The sequence below is a fragment of the Alteromonas oceanisediminis genome (genome assembly GCF_018474025.1).
GTDB classification, from domain to species: Bacteria; Pseudomonadota; Gammaproteobacteria; order Enterobacterales; family Alteromonadaceae; genus Alteromonas_E; species Alteromonas_E oceanisediminis.
This window is the reverse complement of record NZ_JAHCTA010000001.1, coordinates 466,442-487,863: the sequence shown is the minus strand read 5'-3', so window position 1 is coordinate 487,863 and position 21,422 is coordinate 466,442. Positions and strand designations below refer to the sequence as shown.

The window sequence follows — 21,422 nt, the reverse complement described above, 5'->3', positions numbered from 1 at the left end:
ATGAGCACCAAGCTGCCTAAAGAATTAGCGGGTTTGTTAAAAAAGCATCCTAATCTGGTGCACACCGAGGCGTGCACGGTGAGTTCGCATGTTCAGCGACAGGAAGATGACTGGTACATTAACACCATCATGATCAAAGGTTACGACGTACCGTTTATTTACAAACGCCGCAAACCGTATGCTTCATTGAAGGGGGCTGTGGTCAATGTGACCTATTATCCAACCACGCAAATGGTTGCCGATATTCCATTTGAAACAATGAAGATAGTGCGTCTGAAACGTGCCTAGTCAACAGTGTCTGGGTTATGTGTTACACCGAACGCCTTACCGGGAAACCAGTTACATCGTAGACCTATTTACCCGTGAGCGCGGAAAACTTCGTGGCATTGCAAAGGGAGTGCGCGGTAGCAAGGGAGACAGAAAGAGCCTGCTACAATCTTTCCAAGCGTTGGACATGACGATATCGGGTCGTAATGAGCTGAAAAATATCGGTAAACTTGAGGCGGGCGCGTCCCGCATCACGCTGGTCGACAAACCGCTGTACTGCGCCATGTATGTGAATGAATTACTCAATAGAGTATTGCCGGAAGAAATGGATTTTGAGCATGTTTTCGCCGAATATCAGCGTTGTTTGGGGAAATTGGGCGCTTATAGTGTGTCTGGGGCAAGCGAAGTGATGGCGCTGGAAGTGATATTACGCGAATTCGAGTGCCAGTTGCTCGTGCAATTGGGCTACGCACCGGATTTTGACCTGAGTGCAGATTTTCAGCGATCTATTTTGGCAGAGAGTGACTATCAGTTTGTTCACGACCTGGGGTTTGTTGAATTGTCTGGCGTTGAAATCCGCCCGAAAGGAACAAACTCAACGCAATTTAGCGGCTCAGATATACTTGCCATAGGGCAGCAACAATGGACCTCGCAAAGTTTATCGGCGTGTAAACGTCTGATGCGTGTGGCGCTTAAGCCGCTATTGGGAGAAAAGCCATTGAAAAGCAGAGAATTATTTAAAGCGGTTCGCTAACTGAAAAAAAGAGGCTAGCAAGTGAAAGACATTTTCCTAGGGGTCAACATTGACCATATCGCCACATTACGAAATGCGCGCGGCACACAGTATCCCGATCCTGTCCACGCCGCCAGTATTGCTGAGCAGGCAGGCGCTGACGGGATCACAGTGCATTTGCGTGAAGACCGCCGCCACATTACCGACCGAGACGTTGAATTACTTAGCCAGACAGTACAAACGCGCCTGAATCTTGAAATGGCCGTGACAGCGGAAATGTTGGACATTGCGACGCGTCTGAAACCGGCATTCTGTTGTTTGGTGCCTGAAAAGCGCGAGGAGCTTACAACCGAAGGCGGTTTAGATGTGGCAGGGCAACTCGAAAACATTAAAGCAGCATGTCAGCGGCTCACAGAAGCGGGCATCGTGGTTTCCTTATTTATTGACGCCGATGAACGCCAAATTGAAGCGGCGCAGGAATGCGGAGCACCTTTTATTGAAATCCATACTGGCCAATATGCGGAAGCGAGCACAGCCGCCGAGCAAACCGCCGAACTGAGCCGGCTGATACACGGCATTGAGTATGCCGACAAAATTGGATTACGCGTGAATGCGGGTCATGGGTTGCACTATCACAATGTAAAGCCGATTGCCGCTATTCCAGCATTATATGAACTGAATATTGGTCACGCCATTATCGCGCGGGCGGCGTTTGACGGACTGGCCAAAGCGGTTTCAGATATGCGCGCACTAATGATAGAAGCACGGCAGTAATCGACTATGATCATGGGGCTTGGCACCGACATTGTTGAAATTGAGCGTATCGAGGCACAGGTCGCGAAGTCAGGTCGTCTTGCTGAGCGCATACTTACCCCAGCAGAGCTTGCCACTTTCTCACAGCATCATCATCCGGCGCGTTTTTTGGCCAAACGTTTCGCCGCGAAAGAAGCTGCGGTGAAAGCCCTTGGAACGGGTATCGGTCATGGAGTGAGTTGGCAGAACATTCAGGTAGAGAACAGCGAGTCAGGGCAACCTTCCTTGCGCTTTAGTGGTGAGTTTGAAGTACTCTGTGTAGCGCGTGGTATTACGCACAGTTTTGTGTCGATTTCTGACGAACAGCGCTATGCGATGGCGACAGTTGTTCTCGAAGCGCAAGGTGTGAGTTAGGCGTTATGGTTGCTTTTTTCAAATCTCCACAGAGCCAGCGTAAGCGTAAGGCACCGACTCATCAGATCATGAAAGGGGTGTCGATTGATCGGCTGGATCATCAGGGCGTGGGCGTATCGCGTCAACGCGATCCCGTTGTTTTGGTTGAAGGTGCGCTTCCCGATGAGACTGTCAATGTGTCTGTTACCCAGCAGAAGAGCCGATTCATCAAGGCTTCGGTTACTGCGGTGTGTACACCCAGCGCCGCCCGAGTTACACCATTTTGCGAACATTCGGCTGTGTGTGGAGGCTGCCAGCTTGATTACATCGAGCCTGCTGAATTGCGCTTATGGCGTCAGGACGCGATACAGACGTTGCTTGAAACCACTGCGAATGTCGAGCCGCTTAATTGGTTAGCACCGATAACTGGCAATCAACTGGGATATCGGCGCAAAGCACGTCTCGCCACAGACGCCCGCAACCCGCAACAACGCAAATTAGGTTATCGTGCCGCGCAATCCTCTCAGGTTTTTCGGTTAAACAACTGTGCCGTACTAACGCCTTCACTGCAAGCGCTGCTAAAACCGCTTCAGGCATGGTTCGACGGCTGTGATCAAGCACAGCATGTTGGGCATATCACGTTACTTGAGGGGGAAAACAACACGCTTATCCAAGTACGAATGCTGCGCCCCTTAGCGGATAAGAATCAGCAAGCGCTACTTGCGTTGGCACAATTGCACCGCTGTGTGCTGGTTGTGGAGAGAGATAATCATCGGTTGCAGGTATTGCACGGTGAGAGTGCGCAAGTCACGTATAGCCCGCAACCGCAACTTGAAATTCCCATTGGTGGTAATGACTTCGTGCAAGTTAATCATGCGGTCAATCAGCAGATGGTTGCACAGGTGCTAGCATGGCTGCGGGAATATCACGGTACGGGAGCAAAAGTACTCGATCTTTTCTGTGGGACGGGTAATTTTTCCATTCCGCTGGCGCGGGCGGGGTTTCACGTGCAGGGTATCGAGGGCGTCAATGCAATGGTGCAAAAAGCATCGGATTACGCAGTGAGTCATGCACTCGCACAGTGCAAATTTAGTTGCATTGATTTGAATGATACGCGCGCCACGCGGTCTTTATTAGAAGATAAAGCCGATGCCGTGGTTTTAGATCCGTCGCGAGAGGGGGCCGCAGTGGTATGCAATGAGTTATCCCCAACGCGGCACCCCGTGGTTGTGTACGTTTCTTGCAACCCCGCCAGTTTCGCACGGGATGCTAAAGCGCTCGTGAGTCGCGGCTATCGGCTAACACAAATTGGGTTAGTTGAAATGTTTCCGTACACGAAGCATAGCGAATTGATTTCGCTGTTCAGTGCGGCCACTGCGCAATAAATTCGCCACAATTAAGAGTGCTCCATGGTTTCAACCCGTAAATTACACAGTGCATCCCGACCCGCCTTCCAACAGTGGATGGAAGCCCTGTCGCTGTCTGAAAGCACACAAGCAAGACTGCGTTCGGTGACTGACAATCCAGAAACGTTGTTTGTGGGCCAGGAAATGGTGGAAATACTGCACCAATTGAATATGGACGATGTGACATTACAAGCAGCGTTAGTTTTCCCCTATTGCCAAGAGCACTTGCTAACGGCCGAGGATACCAGAACGCAGTTCGGTGAAGAGATCAGTGGTCTGATCGAAGGCGTGCGCAAAATGGAAGCCATTCGCGCATTGCATGGTCGTAATCAAAAGGGTAACAAACAGCCCGAGCAGCAGATCGATAGCATCAGGCGAATGCTGCTTGCCATGGTAGAAGACGTTCGCGCTGTGGTTATCAAAATGGCCGAACGTATTTGTGCGCTGCAAAAAGTGAAACGTGCAGACGAAGAAACGCGCGTCATGGTGGCTACAGAGTGTGCCTCTATTTACGCGCCACTTGCCAACCGGCTCGGTATTGGGCAGCTTAAATGGGAATTGGAAGATCTTGCCTTTCGGTATCTTCATCCCGCAACTTACAAACACATTGCGCGCATGTTGGACGAGAAGCGCGCTGATCGCACCGAATATATCGATAGTATGGTGAGTTCGTTAAATACGCTGTTGGCCGAACAGGGTATTCGAGCAGAAGTGTATGGGCGGCCAAAACATATTTTCAGCATCTGGAAAAAGATGCAGAAAAAACACCTGAGTTTCGAACAGCTCTATGACATACGCGCTATGCGTATCATTGCCGATCGATTACAGGATTGCTATGCCGCGTTGGGCGTGGTGCATGCCACTTACAAACATATTCCTGCAGAATTTGACGATTACATTGCCACGCCAAAGCCAAACGGGTATCAGTCGATCCACACGGTTATTTTGGGGCCGCAAGGGCGATCAATCGAGATCCAGATACGCACGCAGCAGATGCACCAAGATGCAGAGCTCGGTGTGGCTGCACACTGGAAATATAAAGAAGGGCCGCAAAGCAAAGCATCCGGGCATGAGGAGCGCCTCAACTGGCTGCGTAAAATTTTGCTCTGGCAAGAAGAGGTGGCCGAGTCAGGTGATTTGGTTGAAGAACTCCGCAGCCAGGTATTTGATGACCGAGTGTACGTTTTCACCCCGCGTGGCGACGTACTGGATTTACCGTTAGGCTCCACGCCACTGGATTTCGCTTACTACGTGCATACGAATATTGGGCATCGTTGTATTGGTGCCAAGGTAAACAAACGTATTGTGCCATTCACTTATCGACTGCAAAGCGGCGATCAGATCGAAATTCTTACGGGTAAGGAAGCCAATCCCAGTCGAGACTGGATGCATCCGGGCTTAGGCTATGTGCACTCATCCCGCGCCAGAGCGACCATTCACAGCTATTTCAAAAAGCAGGATCGTGAGAAGAACCACGATGCAGGCCGCGAGTTGTTGGAACGTGAGCTGAACAAGCTGCATATCCCCATCAAATCAGCTGTTGACGCGTGCGATCGCTTTAACCAAAGCAATGTCGACGATTTGTATACGGCCATTGGGGCTGGCGACCTGAAGGTGATGTCGATTGTTCGCTTCTTACAACAAATGCTGAAGCCTCCTGAGCCTGAGCCAGAAATCCGTACGCCGCAACGAACCAATAAGCCAAAACCGCGAAAGGACAGTGTGGTTGTTGACGGAGTCGGTCATCTTATGAGTCATTTGGCTAATTGCTGCCAGCCAGTGCCGGGAGAACCTATTGTCGGTTTTATCACTCAAGGTCGAGGTGTAAGTGTACACAGGGTGGATTGCGACCAACTTAGCCATCTATTAGAGCAGCATCCAGAGCGAGAGATTGAGGTGAACTGGGCGGGCGACCTAAACGTTGGTTTTGAAGCTCAGTTGTTGCTGAGTTGTGCAGATCGAAACGGTATTTTGCGTGATATCACAACCGTGCTGGCGAATGAGCGGGTGGCATTGCTGGGCGTCAATAGCCTCACGAACAAAAATGACCAATCAGCGAATATTGTGTTAAGTGTTGAAGTACAAAACGTGAAAGCATTGAACAAGGTCAAATCGCGTTTATTGCAAATTCCGGACGTCGTCGATGTCATGCGCAAGGAAGGATAAATGAGCAGTAGCCCGGTTTCATTAGACAATACCCAGCGTCTTCTCGAGATAATGCGCACATTGCGCGACCCAGACAACGGATGCCGCTGGGACCGAAAACAAACCATGTCGTCTTTACTCCGGTACACTATTGAAGAAGCCTATGAAGTGGCGGATGCGGTAGAGCGCGGAGATATAGATGACATTCATGACGAGCTGGGTGATTTACTGTTTCAGGTGGTTTTTTACGCGCAGATTGCCAGTGAACAGCACGCGTTTGACTTTGACGATGTCGCGGGTCGGATAGCCGATAAGTTGGTGCGCCGTCATCCTCACCTGTTTTCAGACGCCCCTCACGATTTAAGCGAGGACGCGCTCGCTGAGCAGTGGCAGGCGATTAAGGCTCAAGAGAAGCGCCAGAAAAAAACTGATCCACGATCAACGAAAAGTATCTTTGATGACATTCACCGTGGTCTTCCTGCATTAAGCCGAGCGGTTGAACTGCAAAAAGCCTGTGCGCAGGTGGGGTTCGATTGGCCGAATGTTATGCCTGTATTAGATAAGGTCGAAGAAGAACTGCTTGAACTCAAGCAGGAAATCACCGCAGAGCAGCCGGCTATGGACTCTGTCCAAGAGGAGTTCGGCGATTTGCTTTTTGCGGCAATCAATGTAGCGCGCCATTTAAATATCGATGCTGAAACGGCGTTGCGTCAGGCCAACCTAAAATTTGAAAAACGCTTTAGATCCATCGAACAACATACGGCCGCCCAAGGCCTGAGCGTAGACCAGCACTCACTCAGCCAGCTTGAAGCGTTGTGGCAACGTGTGAAATCAGAGTCTTGAAGACCAGGCTAGAAAAGTGAGCGGGTTAAACATCTGCAGATACATGTGACTCCCAGCCCCCAATTCTGCACTGTCTGCCTCTGCGAATCTTTGCCTTCGCTCGATGATTTAAGGCTGTGATGGTTGTTCTGTCGCTGTGGCAAAGAATGGGTTTTCCAATTGGTGGCGAGTTCTATTTTCCTTAAGCAGTTGTTGAGCCGTCAGATAGCCGGGATAAGAGGCGAGCATGCGGGAAAACTCCCCTGATGCTTTCATGCGCCGTAAGCCATCACTCAATCGCTCATGCAATGCGGTATTGGACGGTGCAACGAAGAAATAAATGAAGGTTTTGTATTCGAGTAAGTGGTACGGGTCGATCACCAACTCGGCATTGTGCGGTAAGGCAAGTTCTGCGTGCGCTTCAACCACGCCGCGCGGGAAATAATCGACGGTTTGTGAGGTGAGTAACTTTGCCACGCCAAATTGCCAGTCATACCATTCAATGGTACTGACCTTAAAGCCATTGTGTTGAAGAATCGCCGTGTCTGGCCATGCTCTGCCCTGTACCGCCGTTTTTCGCTTGAGAGCGGCGGTGTCCAGCCCTTTCAAAGCGTTAACCTGTTCGCGACCCACAAAAAACACGCGCTTGCCTAACAATCCATCCAAGAGAGGTTCCTTCACGGCCAACACAGCCGCTTCGCGCGCAGGTGTCGTCATTGTCCACATCACATCGGCATCTTCACTGAGTAAGGTTTTGATTTGCCGCTCCTGATTCATCGGGACGGCAAAAGAATTCAACGTGAAAGGGCCGAAATCGTCAACCGTATTGAGTAGCGCTCTTTCCAGTAAATCGACGTAATACTGCTGAATGACAGAGCTATTGGAAATGGTGGTGTAGACAACATGTTGAATGTGATTTTTATGTTCAGTTAAGTCGCTCTCATCTACCGTTGGTGACGTTCGGGTCACTTGAGCATGGGTGTAAAAACCTAACAGCAGCGCAAATGATGCTACGCTAATTTTTACGATGGCGGCACACGCGCGATCAATTAATGCCATAAAAAAACCTGCGTAAAACGTCTTCAATCTGAACGACTCATCCGGCCAACATATCAGATAACGGTGCAATCTGGGTAAAAAGTTACTTTCTCATTGAATAAATTTTATAAATGCGCTTCGCTTTCTGTACAAATTCTGTATAATTCGCGCCCTGCCCAGTTACGCCCACTTTGGGAAAGTGGAAGAATCAGCAGACTCGAAGGGGTCAAATGGTTGATTTTAGGGCGACCGCGATAACCGTATTGAATACCGCGCGGTCGGTAACAGTTATATTTTCGGGTGACGAATAATGAAAACTTTTGTTGCAAAACCAGAAACAGTAAAAAGAGACTGGTTCGTGGTTGATGCCACTGATAAAACACTTGGACGATTAGCGTCTGAAATCGCACTGCGTTTACGCGGTAAGCATAAGCCAGAGTATACACCTCACGTGGATACCGGTGATTACATTGTTGTTGTTAACGCTGAGAAAATCACCGTGACAGGCAACAAAGCGAAAGGCAAAATCTATTACTCACATTCTGGTTACCCAGGTGGCTTAAAAGATACAACTTTCGAAAAGCTGATCGAGAAAAAGCCTGAAATGGTTCTTGAGAAAGCGGTGAAAGGTATGTTGCCAAAAGGTCCTCTAGGCCGTGCAATGTTCCGCAAAATGAAAGTGTACGCTGGCGCTGAGCATAATCATGCTGCACAGCAACCACAAGTTTTGGATATTTAAGGAGCGACACACATGGCAGATACACAATATTACGGCACTGGTCGTCGCAAAAGCTCAACTGCTCGCGTATTCATTCGCCCAGGCTCAGGTAGCATCACTGTTAACCAAAAGCCACTTGACGAATTCTTTGGTCGCGAAACTGCACGCATGATCGTGCGTCAGCCGCTTGAACTCGTTGAAATGGTAGAGAAGTTTGACCTGTACATTACCGTTAAAGGTGGTGGTATCAGCGGTCAGGCTGGCGCTATCCGTCACGGTATTACCCGTGCGTTAATGGAATATGATGAGACACTTCGTCCAGCACTACGTAAAGCTGGTTTCGTTACACGTGACGCACGTCAGGTTGAACGTAAGAAGGTTGGTCTTCATAAAGCACTTAAGAAGCCGCAATTCTCAAAACGTTAATTGTTATGCTTTCGACAAAAACCCAGCATTCGCTGGGTTTTTTTTACCTTCATTTTGGGTCTTGGTTACGTTCGTGCTGGCATCTCTCATATTGCATCATCAGCTAATCACTGCGTCTAAGCCACGCTGCACGACAATTCTCCGATGAGTCATAGCATCGCCAGTGGGATATACTGGTGAAAGTCGAACGGAATTGGATAAATCCTTGTTTTTTGCCAGTATTTCCTTGTCTTTAGCAGGGTTTTTTTTGTATCATTTCCGATCGAAAATAATCAAAAAACGTTTCGTTGTTACGACACGCTTTCGGATTGCTTGTTAAACAAGCTGTCTTACGTCCAAATCTGGAGAACCGTGGATGAGTAATGTATCTGTTGATGCGAGCGAATCATCGCAAGCACAAGGTCAACCACAAAATAATAACCGTCGTCGATTTTTAACCGTAGCAACGTCTGTTGTCGGCGGTCTTGGTGTTGCGGGTGCAGCGGTACCGTTTATTGCCTCTTGGAACCCAAGTGCAAAAGCGAAAGCGGCAGGCGCCGACGTTGAAGTCGATATTTCTGGTATTGAGCCAGGGCAACTAGTGCGCGTAATGTGGCGCAGCAAGCCGGTTTGGATTGTGCGACGCACGCCCGAGTTACTGGCCACGCTGGGCGCTCACGAAGATCAACTCAAAGATCCAAATTCAGAAGAAGAGCAACAACCTGGCTTTGCTAAAAATGAATACCGCTCATTAAAAGCCGAGTATTTGATTCTCGTTGGTATCTGTACTCACCTTGGATGCTCTCCACAGCATTTGAAAGATGGTGCGATGGAGCAATACGCAGAGGGTGTTGCAGAAGGTTTCTTCTGCCCGTGTCACGGTTCTAAGTTTGATATGGCTGGGCGAGTCTTTGAAAACGTGCCTGCGCCGACGAATTTAGTGGTTCCGCCTTATCAATTTGTCGACGATACCCACGTTATTATCGGCTCAGAAGCAGAGGTCGCATAACATGTCAGGTTTTTTAAAATGGATTGAAGAGCGCATCCCGATGATGCGGGTGGCGAATATGCACGCCATTCAGTATCCTGCGCCCCGCAACATGAACTTTTGGTACGTATTTGGTTTTCTAGCCACCATCGTACTGGTCAATCAAATTGTGACTGGCATTTGGTTAACCATGAATTTTGAGCCCTCAGCGGAGCGCGCGTTCGCTTCTGTTGAGTACATCATGCGCGAAGTCGATTATGGCTGGTTAATCCGCTACATGCACAGCACCGGCGCGTCGGCATTCTTTATCGTGGTATACATGCATATGTTCCGCGGCATGATTTATGGCTCGTATCAGAAACCCCGTGAGCTATTGTGGGTTTTCGGTATGTTCATTTACCTAGCATTAATGGCAGAAGCCTTTATGGGTTATGTACTGCCCTGGGGCCAAATGTCTTACTGGGGTGCTCAGGTTATCGTCTCCCTGTTCGGAGCCATACCGGTGATTGGGCCTGATTTGGTCATCTGGATCCAGGGTGACTACGTGATTTCAGGTGCTACACTCAACCGCTTCTTTGCCTTGCACGTTATTGCGTTGCCGCTTGTTATTGTGATTTTGGTTTTCTTACACATTATCGCGCTTCATGAAGTGGGCTCAAATAATCCCGACGGTATCCCAATTAAGCACAAGAAAGGATCGCTGTCTGAAGCAGACAAAACAAAGTGGAAAATTCACGAGTACTACACGGATAAATATGACATCGCTGATGACGTCATCCCGTTTTTCCCCCACATCGTGTTAAAAGACTTAGTCGCCTTCGCGATATTCTTGTTCGCTTTCTGTTACATCATGTTTTTCATGCCAGAAATGGGTGGTTACTTTCTAGAGCACCCGAATTTCGAAATTGCCAATCCGTTGAAAACGCCTGAGCATATTTTCCCAGTATGGTATTTCACGCCGTTTTACGCGATCTTGAAAGCCGTACCGGATAAGTTACTCGGTGTTATTGCTATGTTCTCGGCCATTGCTGCACTATTCGCTTTGCCGTGGATTGACCGAGGTAACGTGCGCTCGTGGCGCTATCGTTGTGGTTTACACAAAGTGAATCTATTGGTGTTTGCTGCGGTCTTTGTATTTCTGGGTTATCTGGGCGGCACGCCACAGGAAAACTGGAAGATTGTGGCATCTCAATTTGCCACTGTGATGTATTTTGGCTTTTTTGTTTTGTTATTCCTCTACAGCCGTAAAGAGAAAACGAAACCTGTACCGACGAGGATCCCACGATGAGAAGAGTTATAGCCGCATTTCTTCTGGCCGTACCCTCGATGGTTTTTGCTGCCGGATCAAACTATCCGCTTGATCATGCTGAGATCGATCTCAACGATAAAGCGTCGTTACAGAACGGTGCAAAATTGTTCATGAACTATTGCTTGGGCTGCCACCAAATGCAGTATCAGCGTTATCAGCGCACCTTTACTGATTTAGGTATTCCTGACGAGTTGGGCCAACAGTACTTACAATTTACTGGTGATAAAGTGTCTGACTATATTACGTCAGCGATGCCGGTAGAGTCAGCGGCAACCTGGTTTGGTGCGCCGCCACCTGATTTAACCTTGGTGTCTCGGGTTCGAGGTCCTGACTGGATCTACACCTATCTGCGTACGTTTTATGTAGACGAAAGTAGACCGTTTGGTGTCAACAATAAAGTGTTTCCTGAAGTGGGTATGCCGCACGTATTGCAAGAGCTGCAGGGCACGCCGCGCGAACACTATGAAACCGTGATGGTCGATGGTGAAATGATTGAGCGTTATGCGGGCCTTAAAACGCAGGAAAATGGCCGTATGAATGCAGAAGAATACGACCAAGCAATGTTAGATTTAGTCAATTTCTTGGAATACACGGGTGAACCCTCACGTTTAGAGTCAGAATCAATGGGTAAATGGGTACTGATTTTTATCGTGGTATTCTTTGTATTTGCATTATTGTTGAAGAAAGAATACTGGCGCGACGTACACTAGTCTCGCGACTTAGGTTATAATCCTGACAAAGGGGCGATCTCGCCCCTTTTTTGACTAATTTAGACAATGATGAAGAGATACCCCATAGGTTTCATCATAAATAACGCGTAGTGCGGAGGAAAGTGAATGGCAGTGGCCACAAATAAACGGTCTATTATGACGATGTTTTCAGACACGCTGGATATCTATAGCCATCAGGTGCGGATTGTTCTTGCTGAAAAAGGCGTGGGTGTTGAAATAAGCTATACAGACCCTAACAACCTGCCCGAAGACTTGCTTGACCTCAACCCCTACGGCACTGTGCCCACATTGGTTGATCGCGAGTTAGTGTTGTACAAATCGCATATCATCATGGAGTACCTTGATGAACGTTTCCCGCACCCGCCACTGATGCCGGTTTATCCTGTCTCCCGTGGCCAGAGCCGTCTGATGATGCATCGCATCGAGCAAGACTGGTATTCACTCGCGCACAAGATCCTTAAAAACGAGGGCGACGTTGCCTCAGCCAGAAATGACTTGCGTGAAGCGATTTTAAGTATCGCGCCGTTGTTTGCTGATACGCCTTTTTTCATGAGCGAAGAGTTCAGTTTAGTCGATTGCTATTTAGCGCCACTGTTATGGCGTTTACCCGCATTGAATATTGAATTAACCGGTGCAGGCAGCAAAGACATTTTAGCCTACATGGGCCGCATTTTTGGTCGTTCGTCGTTTAAAGCGTCGTTGACAGACCAAGAACGTGAAATTCACAATCCACTGTAGATCTGATGCCTGATACTACCCCAATGACATCTAACCAACCGTACCTGCTCAAAGCGTTTTACGATTGGATAGTAGATAATGAACTCACACCTTACATCGTCGTTGATGCGACGTTGGACGGTGTGCAAGTACCACAGCAGTTTGTGAAAGACGGTCAGATCGTTTTGAATGTGTCTCCCAGTGCTTGTGTTCACTTTGAGTTGGATTACGAGCACCTTAGTTTCCAAGCGCGTTTTGGGGGGCAGCCTCAGCGATTATATATGCCCTGTTACGCGATCATTGCTATTTATGCGCGTGAAAATGGCGCTGGTACCGTATTCGCGACTGAGAGCGAATTAGGTAACACAGAAACAACAACGGCAGAACCAAAAGCGAAGGCCCCCGCCAAAGCGAAGTCAAAACCGACGTTAAAAGTGGTGAAGTAGGGCTTTTTAAAGCTGTTAAGGTTTGTTAAACCCGCTAAACCAGCGGGTTTTCTTTTGCTTAGTGTTTACACCAAAAATAGCGTTGCTGTGCCTAGAAAGGCAAAGATGCCAACCACATCTGTGATGGTGGTTAATATCACACTGCCCGCAAGCGCTGGGTCAATCTTGAGACGTTTCATGATGAGCGGTAAGGTCGCGCCAGACAAAGCGGCCGCTATCATATTTGCCATCATCGCAAACGCGATGATCACGCCCAGCATATAATCCTGTTTCCAAATGGCGATAACAGCCGCAATCAACACAGCCCAAATAATCCCATTAAAGAAGCCGATTGCCAGCTCTTTACTGATCAACCAGCGAGAATTCTCTTCGTTAACGTGGCCAAGCGCCATACCGCGGATAACTAATGTCAGCGTTTGATTGCCAGCAACACCACCCATGCTTGGCACAATCGTATTAAGGATTGCAAGTACAGCAAGTTGGCTCAAGGTTGCTTCAAACATATCACTAACCGCGGCAGCCAATAGCGCAGTGGCAAGGTTGACGCCAAGCCAGACTGAGCGTCTGCGGGTACTTTGTAAAACCGGCGCAAAGGTATCTTCTTCGTCATCTAAACCCGCCATACTCATCATCGAGTGCTCTGCATCTTCTCGAATGATGTCAACGACATCATCAATAGTAATGCGACCAACGAGACGATGTTTTTCATCAACCACCGGCGCAGACAACCAGTTGTAGCGCTCAAACAGGCTGGCAACTTCACCATCATTCATATCGACAGGGATGGCTTCTGGCTCATCATCCATCACGTCACCAACCAAAGCATGTGCGGGCTCAGTCAACAGCCGAATGACGGGAATGCTGCCAATCAGTTTGTCATTCCGATTCACCACATAAAAGGTATCGGAATCTTCTGGCACCTTGCTGCGTAAACGCAAATAGCGCAACACCACGTCGATACTCACGTCTGAACGCAAGGTAATGGTGTCGGTGTTCATGATGAAGCCGGCCGTTTCTTCGCCATAAGACATGGCTTGCTCGGCTCGGAATCGATCTTGCGCGTCCATTGACGTTAACAGCGATGCGAGGATCTCCTCCGGCAATGAACTTAGCGTCTCAGCCAGATCATCCGTATCCATTTGACCCAATACATCAACCACATTTGTCGCGGGCATTTGTGTGATAATGCCGTTTCGGACTTCTTCAGACAGTTCTTCTATAACATCTGAATGGGCATCATTATCCAGCAATTCCCACAACTCATTGCGGGTTTTCTTTGGACTGGACTCTAAAATCAACGCAACATCTGAGGGCGGAAGGGTATGCAGCATGCGCCGCACCGTCACAAAACGACCACTTGCCATCGCAGCGTTTATTTCGCTGGTTTGAGTACGTGTGTGATTTGACTCTAAGGCTTCGGCCATAAATTCCGTGGTGTGACGTGGTATGAATGCGGTAGCGGTAGGTTACCGCACATTTGCTCAGGGCCGCTAGTCGTTCATGTCTAAATCTTTCAACTTACGCGTCAGTGTGTTGCGCCCCCAACCTAGTCGCTTGGCTGCGTCCTGTTTATGCCCATGTGTAAATTGCAACGCTTGGGTCAGAAGCGTTTTTTCAAACACGTACAGCGCGTCATTCAATATGTTCTGCTGCCCATTGTGTAGCTGTTTTTCTGCCCATTGCGCCAGCATCAATTCCCAGCTCCCTTCGTGTTGCTGCTTTGGCTTACGCGTATCTTGCTGAATTTCAGGAGGCAGATCAGAGGGCAGAATTTCTTGCCCACTCGCCATAACGGTTAACCAGCGGCAGACATTCTCAAGTTGACGAACATTGCCCGGCCATGACAGTGACATCATCACTTTTTCAGTTGCTCGGCTGAGCTGTTTAGGCTCTACATCAAGCTCCTTTGATGCCCTCATGAGAAAATGTTGCGCCAGTAGCGGAATGTCTTCCCGGCGTTCATTGAGTGAGGGAATGTGCACCCGTATGACGTTCAATCGATGAAACAAGTCTTCTCTGAATTTACCGTCCTGAACACGCTCTTCGAGGTTCTGATGCGTTGCAGCAATGATGCGCACATCAACACGCACTGACTGGTGCCCACCAACGCGGTAAAACTGCCCATCCGCTAAAACGCGCAGTAAGCGCGTTTGCACGTCGAGCGGCATATCGCCGATTTCATCGAGAAACAACGTGCCTCCATTCGCTTGTTCGAAACGACCTTGTCGCGCGGTCTGCGCCCCCGTAAATGCGCCTTTTTCATGCCCAAAAAGTTCTGATTCAATCAAATCCGCAGGGATGGCGGCCATGTTCAGCGCGATAAAAGGTTGCGCAGCGCGCGGGCTGTGCTTATGCAGTGCGTGCGCGACTAATTCTTTACCTGTACCCGATTGGCCGTTGATTAACACACTGATAGACGAGCGCGACAAACGCCCAATGGCTCTAAACACCTCCTGCATGGCCGGTGCTTCTCCAATGATCTCAGACCCTGCTTTGTCATCAATCGCGGCAAAATTGCGGCTGTGTTCTTGTGCATGGATCAGTGCTCTGCGCACCAATGCAATGGCTTCATCAATATCGAAAGGTTTGGGCAAATATTCGAAGGCACCGCTTTGATAGGCATTCACCGCACTGTCGAGATCAGAGTGTGCTGTCATAATAATCACGGGCAATTCAGCGTAGCGATCATGCACGCGCTCCAATAAAGCCATACCGTCCATTTGTGGCATTTTTATATCAGAAATAATAACCTGAGGGGCTTGCCCTGCATCAAGCTGCAACAACACATCTTCGGGATTAGAAAACGGTTGGCACTGGATACTGGCGGCCTGCAGTGCTTTCTGCAGTACCCAGCGGATCGAACTGTCATCATCTACAATCCATACGGCTTCATTCGCTGTCATGTTCGTGTTTCCTTGCTGCTCAATGACGGTCTACCATCATTCAGGTTCATGTTTAATGGGAATATATAGGGTAAATTCCGTGTGGCCTGGGTGAGAGTCCACTTCGATTTTTCCACCGTGATGATCAATTAACGTTTGTGAGATAGATAAGCCTAGACCGCTACCGTCCTGCTTACTGCTAACCATGGGATAAAACAACGTATCGCGAACCTCTGTCGGAATGCCTGGACCGTTGTCGATAATTTTTATTTGCGCACTCAAAGGGCATCGCTTGCCGTGGATCATCATTTGCCGCTCGATTCGTGTCACTAGTGTAATAACCGGCTCTTTAACACGAGCGTCACGCAGTGCCTGCTGGGCATTTTTGACAATATTGATAACGGCCTGTTGGATCATGTCAGGATCGATGTTCATATCCGGTATACTGGGGTCGTAGTCACGGTTAATCGTCACCGGAAAATGCAGGTCTGCATTGATCAGCGTACGCACTTGCTCCAACGACTGGTGTAGATTGCAAACGCGAAATCTGGGCAGTGTATTTGGGCCCAGCAGTCGGTCAACCAAGTTACGTAATCGGTCTGCCTGCTCGATGATCATCGCAGTGTATTCTGTCAGCTCAACATCGTAGAGAGTTTTACCTAGCAGCTGTGCAGCACCGCGGATACCGCCCAAAGGATTTTTAATCTCATGGGCAAGGCCTCGTATCAGTTCCTTTGCGGCGTTCTGTTGGGCATGTTGAAGGTTTTCCTGGCTGATGCGCTTTTGCTTGTCAATGCGACGCACTTCAAAGATCAAGTGCGGTTGAGCATCCAGTGGAAATCCTGTGACGGTAAAATCGACCAGCACGTAGCGCTTGTCACGAAAATGCAACTGCACTTCATTTTCAGTAAACTCTTCACCGGCGTGCAGCGCTTTCGCCAAGCGTTCTTGATTGACGATGTCGTCGACAAAATGCTCACGTAGGCTGCTACCAATAAGCTGGTTCAGACTACGTTCGAAAATGCGCTGCGCAGAAAAATTACAAAAGGTGATGTTAAATTGCTGATCGACGACAATAATGGCAGTATTTAAATTATCAGTAATTGGCGCAATGTCGATTGTCACAGTAGATTACCCAGGTTGCACAAAAATAGACTGCACCAAAATGGTGCTATGCAGTGTAGCGTGCAGTGATGTGTTTCGCAATTCACTGTCTGTGCTGATTACGCACAGCCCACAATGCCCTAATTGCTGTTGATCAGTGCAGAGGCTTGGTGAAGATAGACCGTCTGCGAGGGAGACGATGCAAGGATCTTGCCTGTATTATTAACGATGTTCACTTGGAGCTGATGTGCTCCGCGATTGATACCGGTTAGCTTAAATACGCCCTGACTATTGGCCGCGACCGCTTTACCGTCAAGCATCAACTGATAGGCTCCAGCGGGTTTAGGGGTTGCATTTGCAACTACGGTAAACTCGCCAAGGTTATTGCGTAGTGTCGCTTCTGGTTTCGGTGAAACAATCACAACATCATATTGAATTTGCTTGTCATTTACCGGGGCAGGAACTACCACAGGACCTGTGGATAAAGGCTCGGCCGTGTTGATGCGGCCAAGATCGACTGGCGTACTGCCGCTCACCGGAGCATCGGTGTAGGTAACGCTGCCATCTTCTGCAACAACTTTATAAACGGATTGCGCTAATACAGTACCCGAGCCACTAAGCGAACTTGCGGCGATAAGTAAAGCGGTAGTGAGGCGTTGGTAGCGTTTCATGAGCATAGTGTAGTGGCTCCTGTGCAAATAAAAAAGCCCGCATGAAGCGGGCTTGGTATAAATTGCGATAAGTTTATACGCTGTAGTACAGGTCAAACTCTACTGGGTGAGTCGACATTTTCAGCAATAACACTTCTTCGTATTTCAATGCGATATACGCATCAATCATATCGTCACTCATTACGCCACCTTGCTTCAGGAAGTCGCGGTCGTTGCTGAGTTCTTCTAGCGCTTGCTCTAGTGAATTACACACTTGTGGGATCTCCGCTGCTTCTTCAGCTGGCAGGTCGTACAAGTCTTTATCCATAGCATCGCCGGGGTGGATCTTGTTTTTGATCCCATCTAGACCCGCCATCAACATCGCGGTGAACGCAAGGTAGGGGTTAGCTGTTGGATCAGGGAAACGCACTTCAATACGACGCGCTTTTTCGCTGTTCACGTAAGGAATACGAATCGATGCTGAACGGTTACGCGCTGAATAAGCCAACATGACGGGCGCTTCGAAACCAGGTACTAAGCGCTTGTAAGAGTTAGTCGACGCGTTAGTGAATGCGTTGATTGCACGGGCGTGCTTAATAATGCCGCCAATGTAGTACAACGCTTCTTCAGACAAGCCCGCATATTTATCACCAGCAAACACGTTTTTGCCGTTTTTGCTGATTGATTGGTGGCAGTGCATGCCTGAGCCGTTGTCGCCCACTAATGGCTTAGGCATAAAGGTCGCTGTTTGACCGTACGCGTTTGCCACATTGTGTACAACATACTTGTATATCTGAATTTCGTCGGCTTTTTTCACTAAGGTATTAAATAAGCACGCGATTTCGTTCTGACCGGCCGTGGCAACTTCATGGTGATGCGCTTCAACCGTTAAGCCCATTTCTTCCATGACAAGACACATCGCTGCACGCGTGTCATGCGCTGAATCAACGGGAGGTACTGGGAAATAGCCGCCTTTCACACCGGGACGGTGGGCAAGGTTACCCCCTTCGAAATCAGCACCTGAATTCCACTTAGCTTCTTCAGAATCGATTTTGAAGAATGACCCACCCATATCGGTATGGAATTTAACATCATCAAAGAGGAAGAACTCTGGCTCTGGACCAAAGTAGACTTCATCACCAATGCCAGTAGACTTAAGATACTCTTCTGCGCGGCGCGCAACTGAACGTGGGTCGCGTTCGTAGCCCTGCATCGTCGACGGCTCTAAGATGTCGCAGCGAACGTTAACTTGAACTTCTTCAGAAAAGGGGTCAAGTACAACGGTTGATGCATCAGGCATTAGCACCATATCTGACTCGTTGATGCCTTTCCAACCTGCAATAGAAGAACCGTCGAACATTTTACCTTCTTCGAAAAACTCTTCATCGATTTGATGTGTAGGAATAGAGACGTGCTGCTCCTTTCCTTTTGTATCAGTGAAACGTAAGTCAACGAATTTTGCTTCGCTGTCTTTAATAAGTTCTAGGGCCTTTTCTACTGACATCGTGTCCTCCAGGTTAGGCATATTTAAAAACGTAGTGTCGTTATTTAACGGTGAAGCGATTATCATGCCACTCACGATCACGCTTGCAGGTAGCAAAAGTTGGCAGCATGGGCGCGCCAAATCCACCCTTACGCACCGTTATGGTGCTTTATTGCACCGCAATGATGCAATCGGGCTGACTGACGTCGCATCTGCCTCGCGTACGTTTAACCATCAGTGACCTGTTTACACAGCTCACGTAAGCTTTACAGCCTTGCAAGACTCCATGTTGACTTCGATAGAGTGGTTGCGCCGCGCTTATTTGTCAATGGCGTTAATTAAGTTAAGGTCTTGAATTGCGTAAGACATTTCTTCGAGGGTCGAGATTTTTGCGGGTAAGCGATTAAATGATCGTCGCAATGCCAGAAAGAAATCTGTACAATCCGCGCACTTTAAATTTTGGTAATCAACGAACCATTTGAATTCGTGCGCTAATCTGGCATTTTTCAACAAATCGTTTCAGAACCGCCCCCTTTGGCATTTGAGCTATGAATAAAACAGACATCAGTAAGTTACGCAACATTGCGATTATCGCACACGTTGACCACGGTAAAACGACTCTCGTAGATAAGCTTCTACAGCAGTCGGGCACGCTCGAAGGGCGGGGCCCAGCGCAAGAGCGCGTTATGGACTCTAACGATATAGAGAAAGAGCGTGGCATAACGATATTAGCCAAGAACACGGCGATCAATTGGAATGATTATCGTATCAACATCGTGGACACTCCGGGACACGCCGATTTCGGTGGCGAAGTAGAACGTGTTATGTCGATGGCTGATAGTGTTTTATTGTTGGTTGATGCCCAAGAAGGCCCGATGCCACAAACACGCTTTGTAACGCAAAAAGCCTTTGCACAAGGTTTGAAGCCGATTGTTGTCATTAACAAAATTGACAAGCCCGGCGCACGCCCGGATTGGGTAATGGATCAAGTTTTTGATTTGTTTGATAATTTGGGCGCAACAGATGAGCAACTGGATTTTCAGGTTGTTTATGCATCAGCGTTGAATGGCTGGGCGTCAATGGATTCCGACACCAAAGCTGATGACATGACTGCGCTGTTTCAAACTATCGTGGACAAAGTAGAGCCGCCCGCGGCAGATCCTAACGGCGCGTTTCAAATGCAAATTTCGCAGCTCGACTATAATAGCTATAAAGGCGTTATTGGTGTGGGCCGGATCAGACGTGGTAGTGCGAAGCTAAACCAGCAAGTCACTATCGTGGGCGCAGATGGCAAAAAACGCAATGGTAAAATTGGCTCTATCCTAGGCTACATGGGTCTTGAGCGTCATGATGTTGATAGCGCTTCAGCCGGCGATATCATCGCTGTTACCGGTCTTGGAGAGCTGAAAATTTCTGATACCATTTGTGATGTTTCACAGGTTGAAGCACTGCCTGCACTGTCGGTTGATGAACCCACAGTTACCATGACGTTTCAGGTCAATACTTCACCGTTTTCAGGTAAAGAGGGTAAGTTTGTTACCTCGCGTAACATTCTTGAGCGGTTACACGCCGAGTTGGTTCACAACGTGGCGTTACGTGTTGAAGAAACCGAAGATCCAGATAAATTCCGTGTCTCAGGCCGTGGTGAATTACACTTAGGTATCTTAATTGAGAACATGCGCCGCGAAGGCTATGAATTGGCGGTATCGCGTCCAGAAGTAATCTTGAAGGACGTCGATGGCGTTACTCATGAACCCTTTGAAACCTTAACCATTGACTGCGAAGAAGAAGACCAGGGTTCTATTATGGAGCAATTGGGTATTCGGAAAGCGGAAATGAAAGATATGTCACCAGACGGTAAAGGCCGGGTGCGTCTAGACTTCATTATTCCGAGCCGTGGCTTGATTGGTTTCCAAACAGAGTTTATGACACTCACTTCGGGTTCAGGTTTGCTGTATCACACGTTTGACCATTACGGTCCGCACAAAGGCGGTAATATTGGTCAGCGTAAAAACGGCGTTCTAATTGCGAATGCGCCGGGTAAAGCGTTAACCAACGCGCTGTTTAACCTTCAGGAGCGTGGGCGCTTGTTTATCGGCCATGGCGTTGAAGTCTACGAGGGTATGATCATCGGTATTCACAGCCGTGATAATGATCTCACCGTCAATGCCCTTAAAGGCAAGCAATTGACTAACGTGCGTGCGTCGGGAACGGATGAAGCACAAACCTTGGTTCCACCTGTTATTATGACACTGGAGCAAGCACTTGAGTTTATTGATGACGACGAACTTGTTGAAGTAACGCCTAAGAGTATTCGTATTCGTAAGAAACTGTTAACGGAAAACGAACGTAAGCGCGCATCGCGCAGCAAAGATAAAGCGTAAAAGCTTCCTGAGTGCTTAAAAGGCTAGCGTATAACGCTGGCCTTTTTT

General features: G+C 48.5%; 22 protein-coding genes. 16 read left to right on the top strand and 6 right to left on the bottom strand.

The window, feature by feature from the left end; all coding sequences use genetic code 11:
• From KIU71_RS02250 to mazG, 7 genes are read left to right on the top strand one after another with little or no spacing between them, the layout of a single operon-like run.
• Window positions 1-288 carry a hypothetical protein gene (locus tag KIU71_RS02250; RefSeq protein WP_214129529.1) on the top strand — a complete coding sequence of 96 codons (288 nt, stop codon included), beginning with the start codon at window positions 1-3 and terminating at the stop codon, window positions 286-288.
• Window positions 281-1,021: a DNA repair protein RecO gene (gene recO, locus KIU71_RS02245; protein ID WP_214129528.1), complete on the top strand. Its 741-nt coding sequence runs from the start codon at window positions 281-283 to the stop codon at window positions 1,019-1,021. Before KIU71_RS02250 ends, recO begins: the two co-directional genes overlap by 8 nt.
• A 21-nt stretch (window positions 1,022-1,042) precedes the next feature.
• Window positions 1,043-1,774, top strand: a complete 732-nt coding sequence (gene pdxJ, locus KIU71_RS02240) for a pyridoxine 5'-phosphate synthase (protein WP_214129527.1) — start codon at window positions 1,043-1,045, stop codon at window positions 1,772-1,774.
• A gap of 6 nt (window positions 1,775-1,780) precedes the next feature.
• Window positions 1,781-2,167 carry a holo-ACP synthase gene (gene acpS / locus KIU71_RS02235; RefSeq protein WP_250207181.1) on the top strand — a complete coding sequence of 129 codons (387 nt, stop codon included), beginning with the start codon at window positions 1,781-1,783 and terminating at the stop codon, window positions 2,165-2,167.
• A 5-nt stretch (window positions 2,168-2,172) separates the two neighbouring features.
• The gene (rlmD, locus tag KIU71_RS02230; protein ID WP_214129526.1) at window positions 2,173-3,531 is read left to right on the top strand and encodes a 23S rRNA (uracil(1939)-C(5))-methyltransferase RlmD; all 1,359 of its coding nucleotides are present in this window, start codon (window positions 2,173-2,175) and stop codon (window positions 3,529-3,531) included.
• 24 nt (window positions 3,532-3,555) lie between these two features.
• A complete protein-coding gene (relA, locus tag KIU71_RS02225) occupies window positions 3,556-5,718 on the top strand; it encodes a GTP diphosphokinase (RefSeq protein WP_214129525.1) in 2,163 nt (720 codons plus the stop codon).
• Window positions 5,719-6,540 carry a nucleoside triphosphate pyrophosphohydrolase gene (gene mazG, locus KIU71_RS02220; protein WP_214129524.1) on the top strand — a complete coding sequence of 274 codons (822 nt, stop codon included), beginning with the start codon at window positions 5,719-5,721 and terminating at the stop codon, window positions 6,538-6,540.
• Between the two features lie 108 nt (window positions 6,541-6,648).
• On the opposite strand, the gene KIU71_RS02215 is transcribed toward mazG, so the two are convergent.
• The gene (locus KIU71_RS02215) at window positions 6,649-7,578 is read right to left on the bottom strand and encodes a transporter substrate-binding domain-containing protein (protein ID WP_214129523.1); all 930 of its coding nucleotides are present in this window, start codon (window positions 7,576-7,578) and stop codon (window positions 6,649-6,651) included.
• 289 nt (window positions 7,579-7,867) lie between these two features.
• Between KIU71_RS02215 and rplM the strand changes: the two genes are divergently transcribed.
• The 7 genes from rplM to KIU71_RS02180 all read left to right on the top strand — a co-directional run bounded on the left by rplM (window position 7,868) and on the right by KIU71_RS02180 (window position 12,871).
• Window positions 7,868-8,296: a 50S ribosomal protein L13 gene (gene rplM, locus KIU71_RS02210; protein WP_214129522.1), complete on the top strand. Its 429-nt coding sequence runs from the start codon at window positions 7,868-7,870 to the stop codon at window positions 8,294-8,296.
• A 12-nt stretch (window positions 8,297-8,308) separates the two neighbouring features.
• Window positions 8,309-8,701, top strand: coding sequence for a 30S ribosomal protein S9 (gene rpsI / locus KIU71_RS02205; protein ID WP_214129521.1), 393 nt, complete (start codon window positions 8,309-8,311; stop codon window positions 8,699-8,701).
• A gap of 355 nt (window positions 8,702-9,056) precedes the next feature.
• Window positions 9,057-9,689, top strand: a complete 633-nt coding sequence (gene petA, locus KIU71_RS02200; protein WP_214129520.1) for a ubiquinol-cytochrome c reductase iron-sulfur subunit — start codon at window positions 9,057-9,059, stop codon at window positions 9,687-9,689.
• A gap of 1 nt (window position 9,690) precedes the next feature.
• On the top strand, window positions 9,691-10,956 hold the full coding sequence (locus KIU71_RS02195) for a cytochrome b (protein ID WP_214129519.1): 1,266 nt from the start codon (window positions 9,691-9,693) through the stop codon (window positions 10,954-10,956).
• On the top strand, window positions 10,953-11,687 hold the full coding sequence (locus KIU71_RS02190) for a cytochrome c1 (protein WP_214129518.1): 735 nt from the start codon (window positions 10,953-10,955) through the stop codon (window positions 11,685-11,687). Before KIU71_RS02195 ends, KIU71_RS02190 begins: the two co-directional genes overlap by 4 nt.
• A 126-nt stretch (window positions 11,688-11,813) precedes the next feature.
• Window positions 11,814-12,446, top strand: a complete 633-nt coding sequence (sspA, locus tag KIU71_RS02185; RefSeq protein WP_214129517.1) for a stringent starvation protein SspA — start codon at window positions 11,814-11,816, stop codon at window positions 12,444-12,446.
• A gap of 23 nt (window positions 12,447-12,469) precedes the next feature.
• Window positions 12,470-12,871, top strand: coding sequence for a ClpXP protease specificity-enhancing factor (locus KIU71_RS02180; protein WP_214129716.1), 402 nt, complete (start codon window positions 12,470-12,472; stop codon window positions 12,869-12,871).
• Window positions 12,872-12,936: 65 nt separating this feature from the next.
• Here the strand turns inward: KIU71_RS02180 and mgtE are convergent, their stop codons facing one another.
• From mgtE to glnA, 5 genes are all read right to left on the bottom strand, one after another.
• Complete coding sequence (gene mgtE, locus KIU71_RS02175; RefSeq protein WP_214129516.1) at window positions 12,937-14,295, bottom strand: magnesium transporter; 1,359 nt, start codon at window positions 14,293-14,295, stop codon at window positions 12,937-12,939.
• 66 nt (window positions 14,296-14,361) lie between these two features.
• Window positions 14,362-15,774 (bottom strand): nitrogen regulation protein NR(I), encoded by a 1,413-nt coding sequence (gene glnG, locus KIU71_RS02170; RefSeq protein WP_214129515.1) that lies wholly within the window; start codon window positions 15,772-15,774, stop codon window positions 14,362-14,364.
• 36 nt (window positions 15,775-15,810) lie between these two features.
• On the bottom strand, window positions 15,811-16,878 hold the full coding sequence (glnL, locus tag KIU71_RS02165) for a nitrogen regulation protein NR(II) (RefSeq protein WP_214129514.1): 1,068 nt from the start codon (window positions 16,876-16,878) through the stop codon (window positions 15,811-15,813).
• Window positions 16,879-16,997: 119 nt separating this feature from the next.
• Window positions 16,998-17,534: a DUF4124 domain-containing protein gene (locus tag KIU71_RS02160; RefSeq protein WP_214129513.1), complete on the bottom strand. Its 537-nt coding sequence runs from the start codon at window positions 17,532-17,534 to the stop codon at window positions 16,998-17,000.
• A 67-nt stretch (window positions 17,535-17,601) separates the two neighbouring features.
• A complete protein-coding gene (glnA, locus tag KIU71_RS02155) occupies window positions 17,602-19,011 on the bottom strand; it encodes a glutamate--ammonia ligase (RefSeq protein ID WP_214129512.1) in 1,410 nt (469 codons plus the stop codon).
• 34 nt (window positions 19,012-19,045) lie between these two features.
• On the opposite strand from glnA, the gene KIU71_RS02150 reads away from it, so the two are divergent.
• Together KIU71_RS02150 and typA are read left to right on the top strand one after the other, a co-directional pair.
• Window positions 19,046-19,231, top strand: coding sequence for a hypothetical protein (locus KIU71_RS02150; protein WP_214129511.1), 186 nt, complete (start codon window positions 19,046-19,048; stop codon window positions 19,229-19,231).
• 307 nt (window positions 19,232-19,538) lie between these two features.
• A complete protein-coding gene (typA, locus tag KIU71_RS02145) occupies window positions 19,539-21,374 on the top strand; it encodes a translational GTPase TypA (RefSeq protein ID WP_214129510.1) in 1,836 nt (611 codons plus the stop codon).
• The last annotated feature ends 48 nt before the right edge of the window (window positions 21,375-21,422 follow it).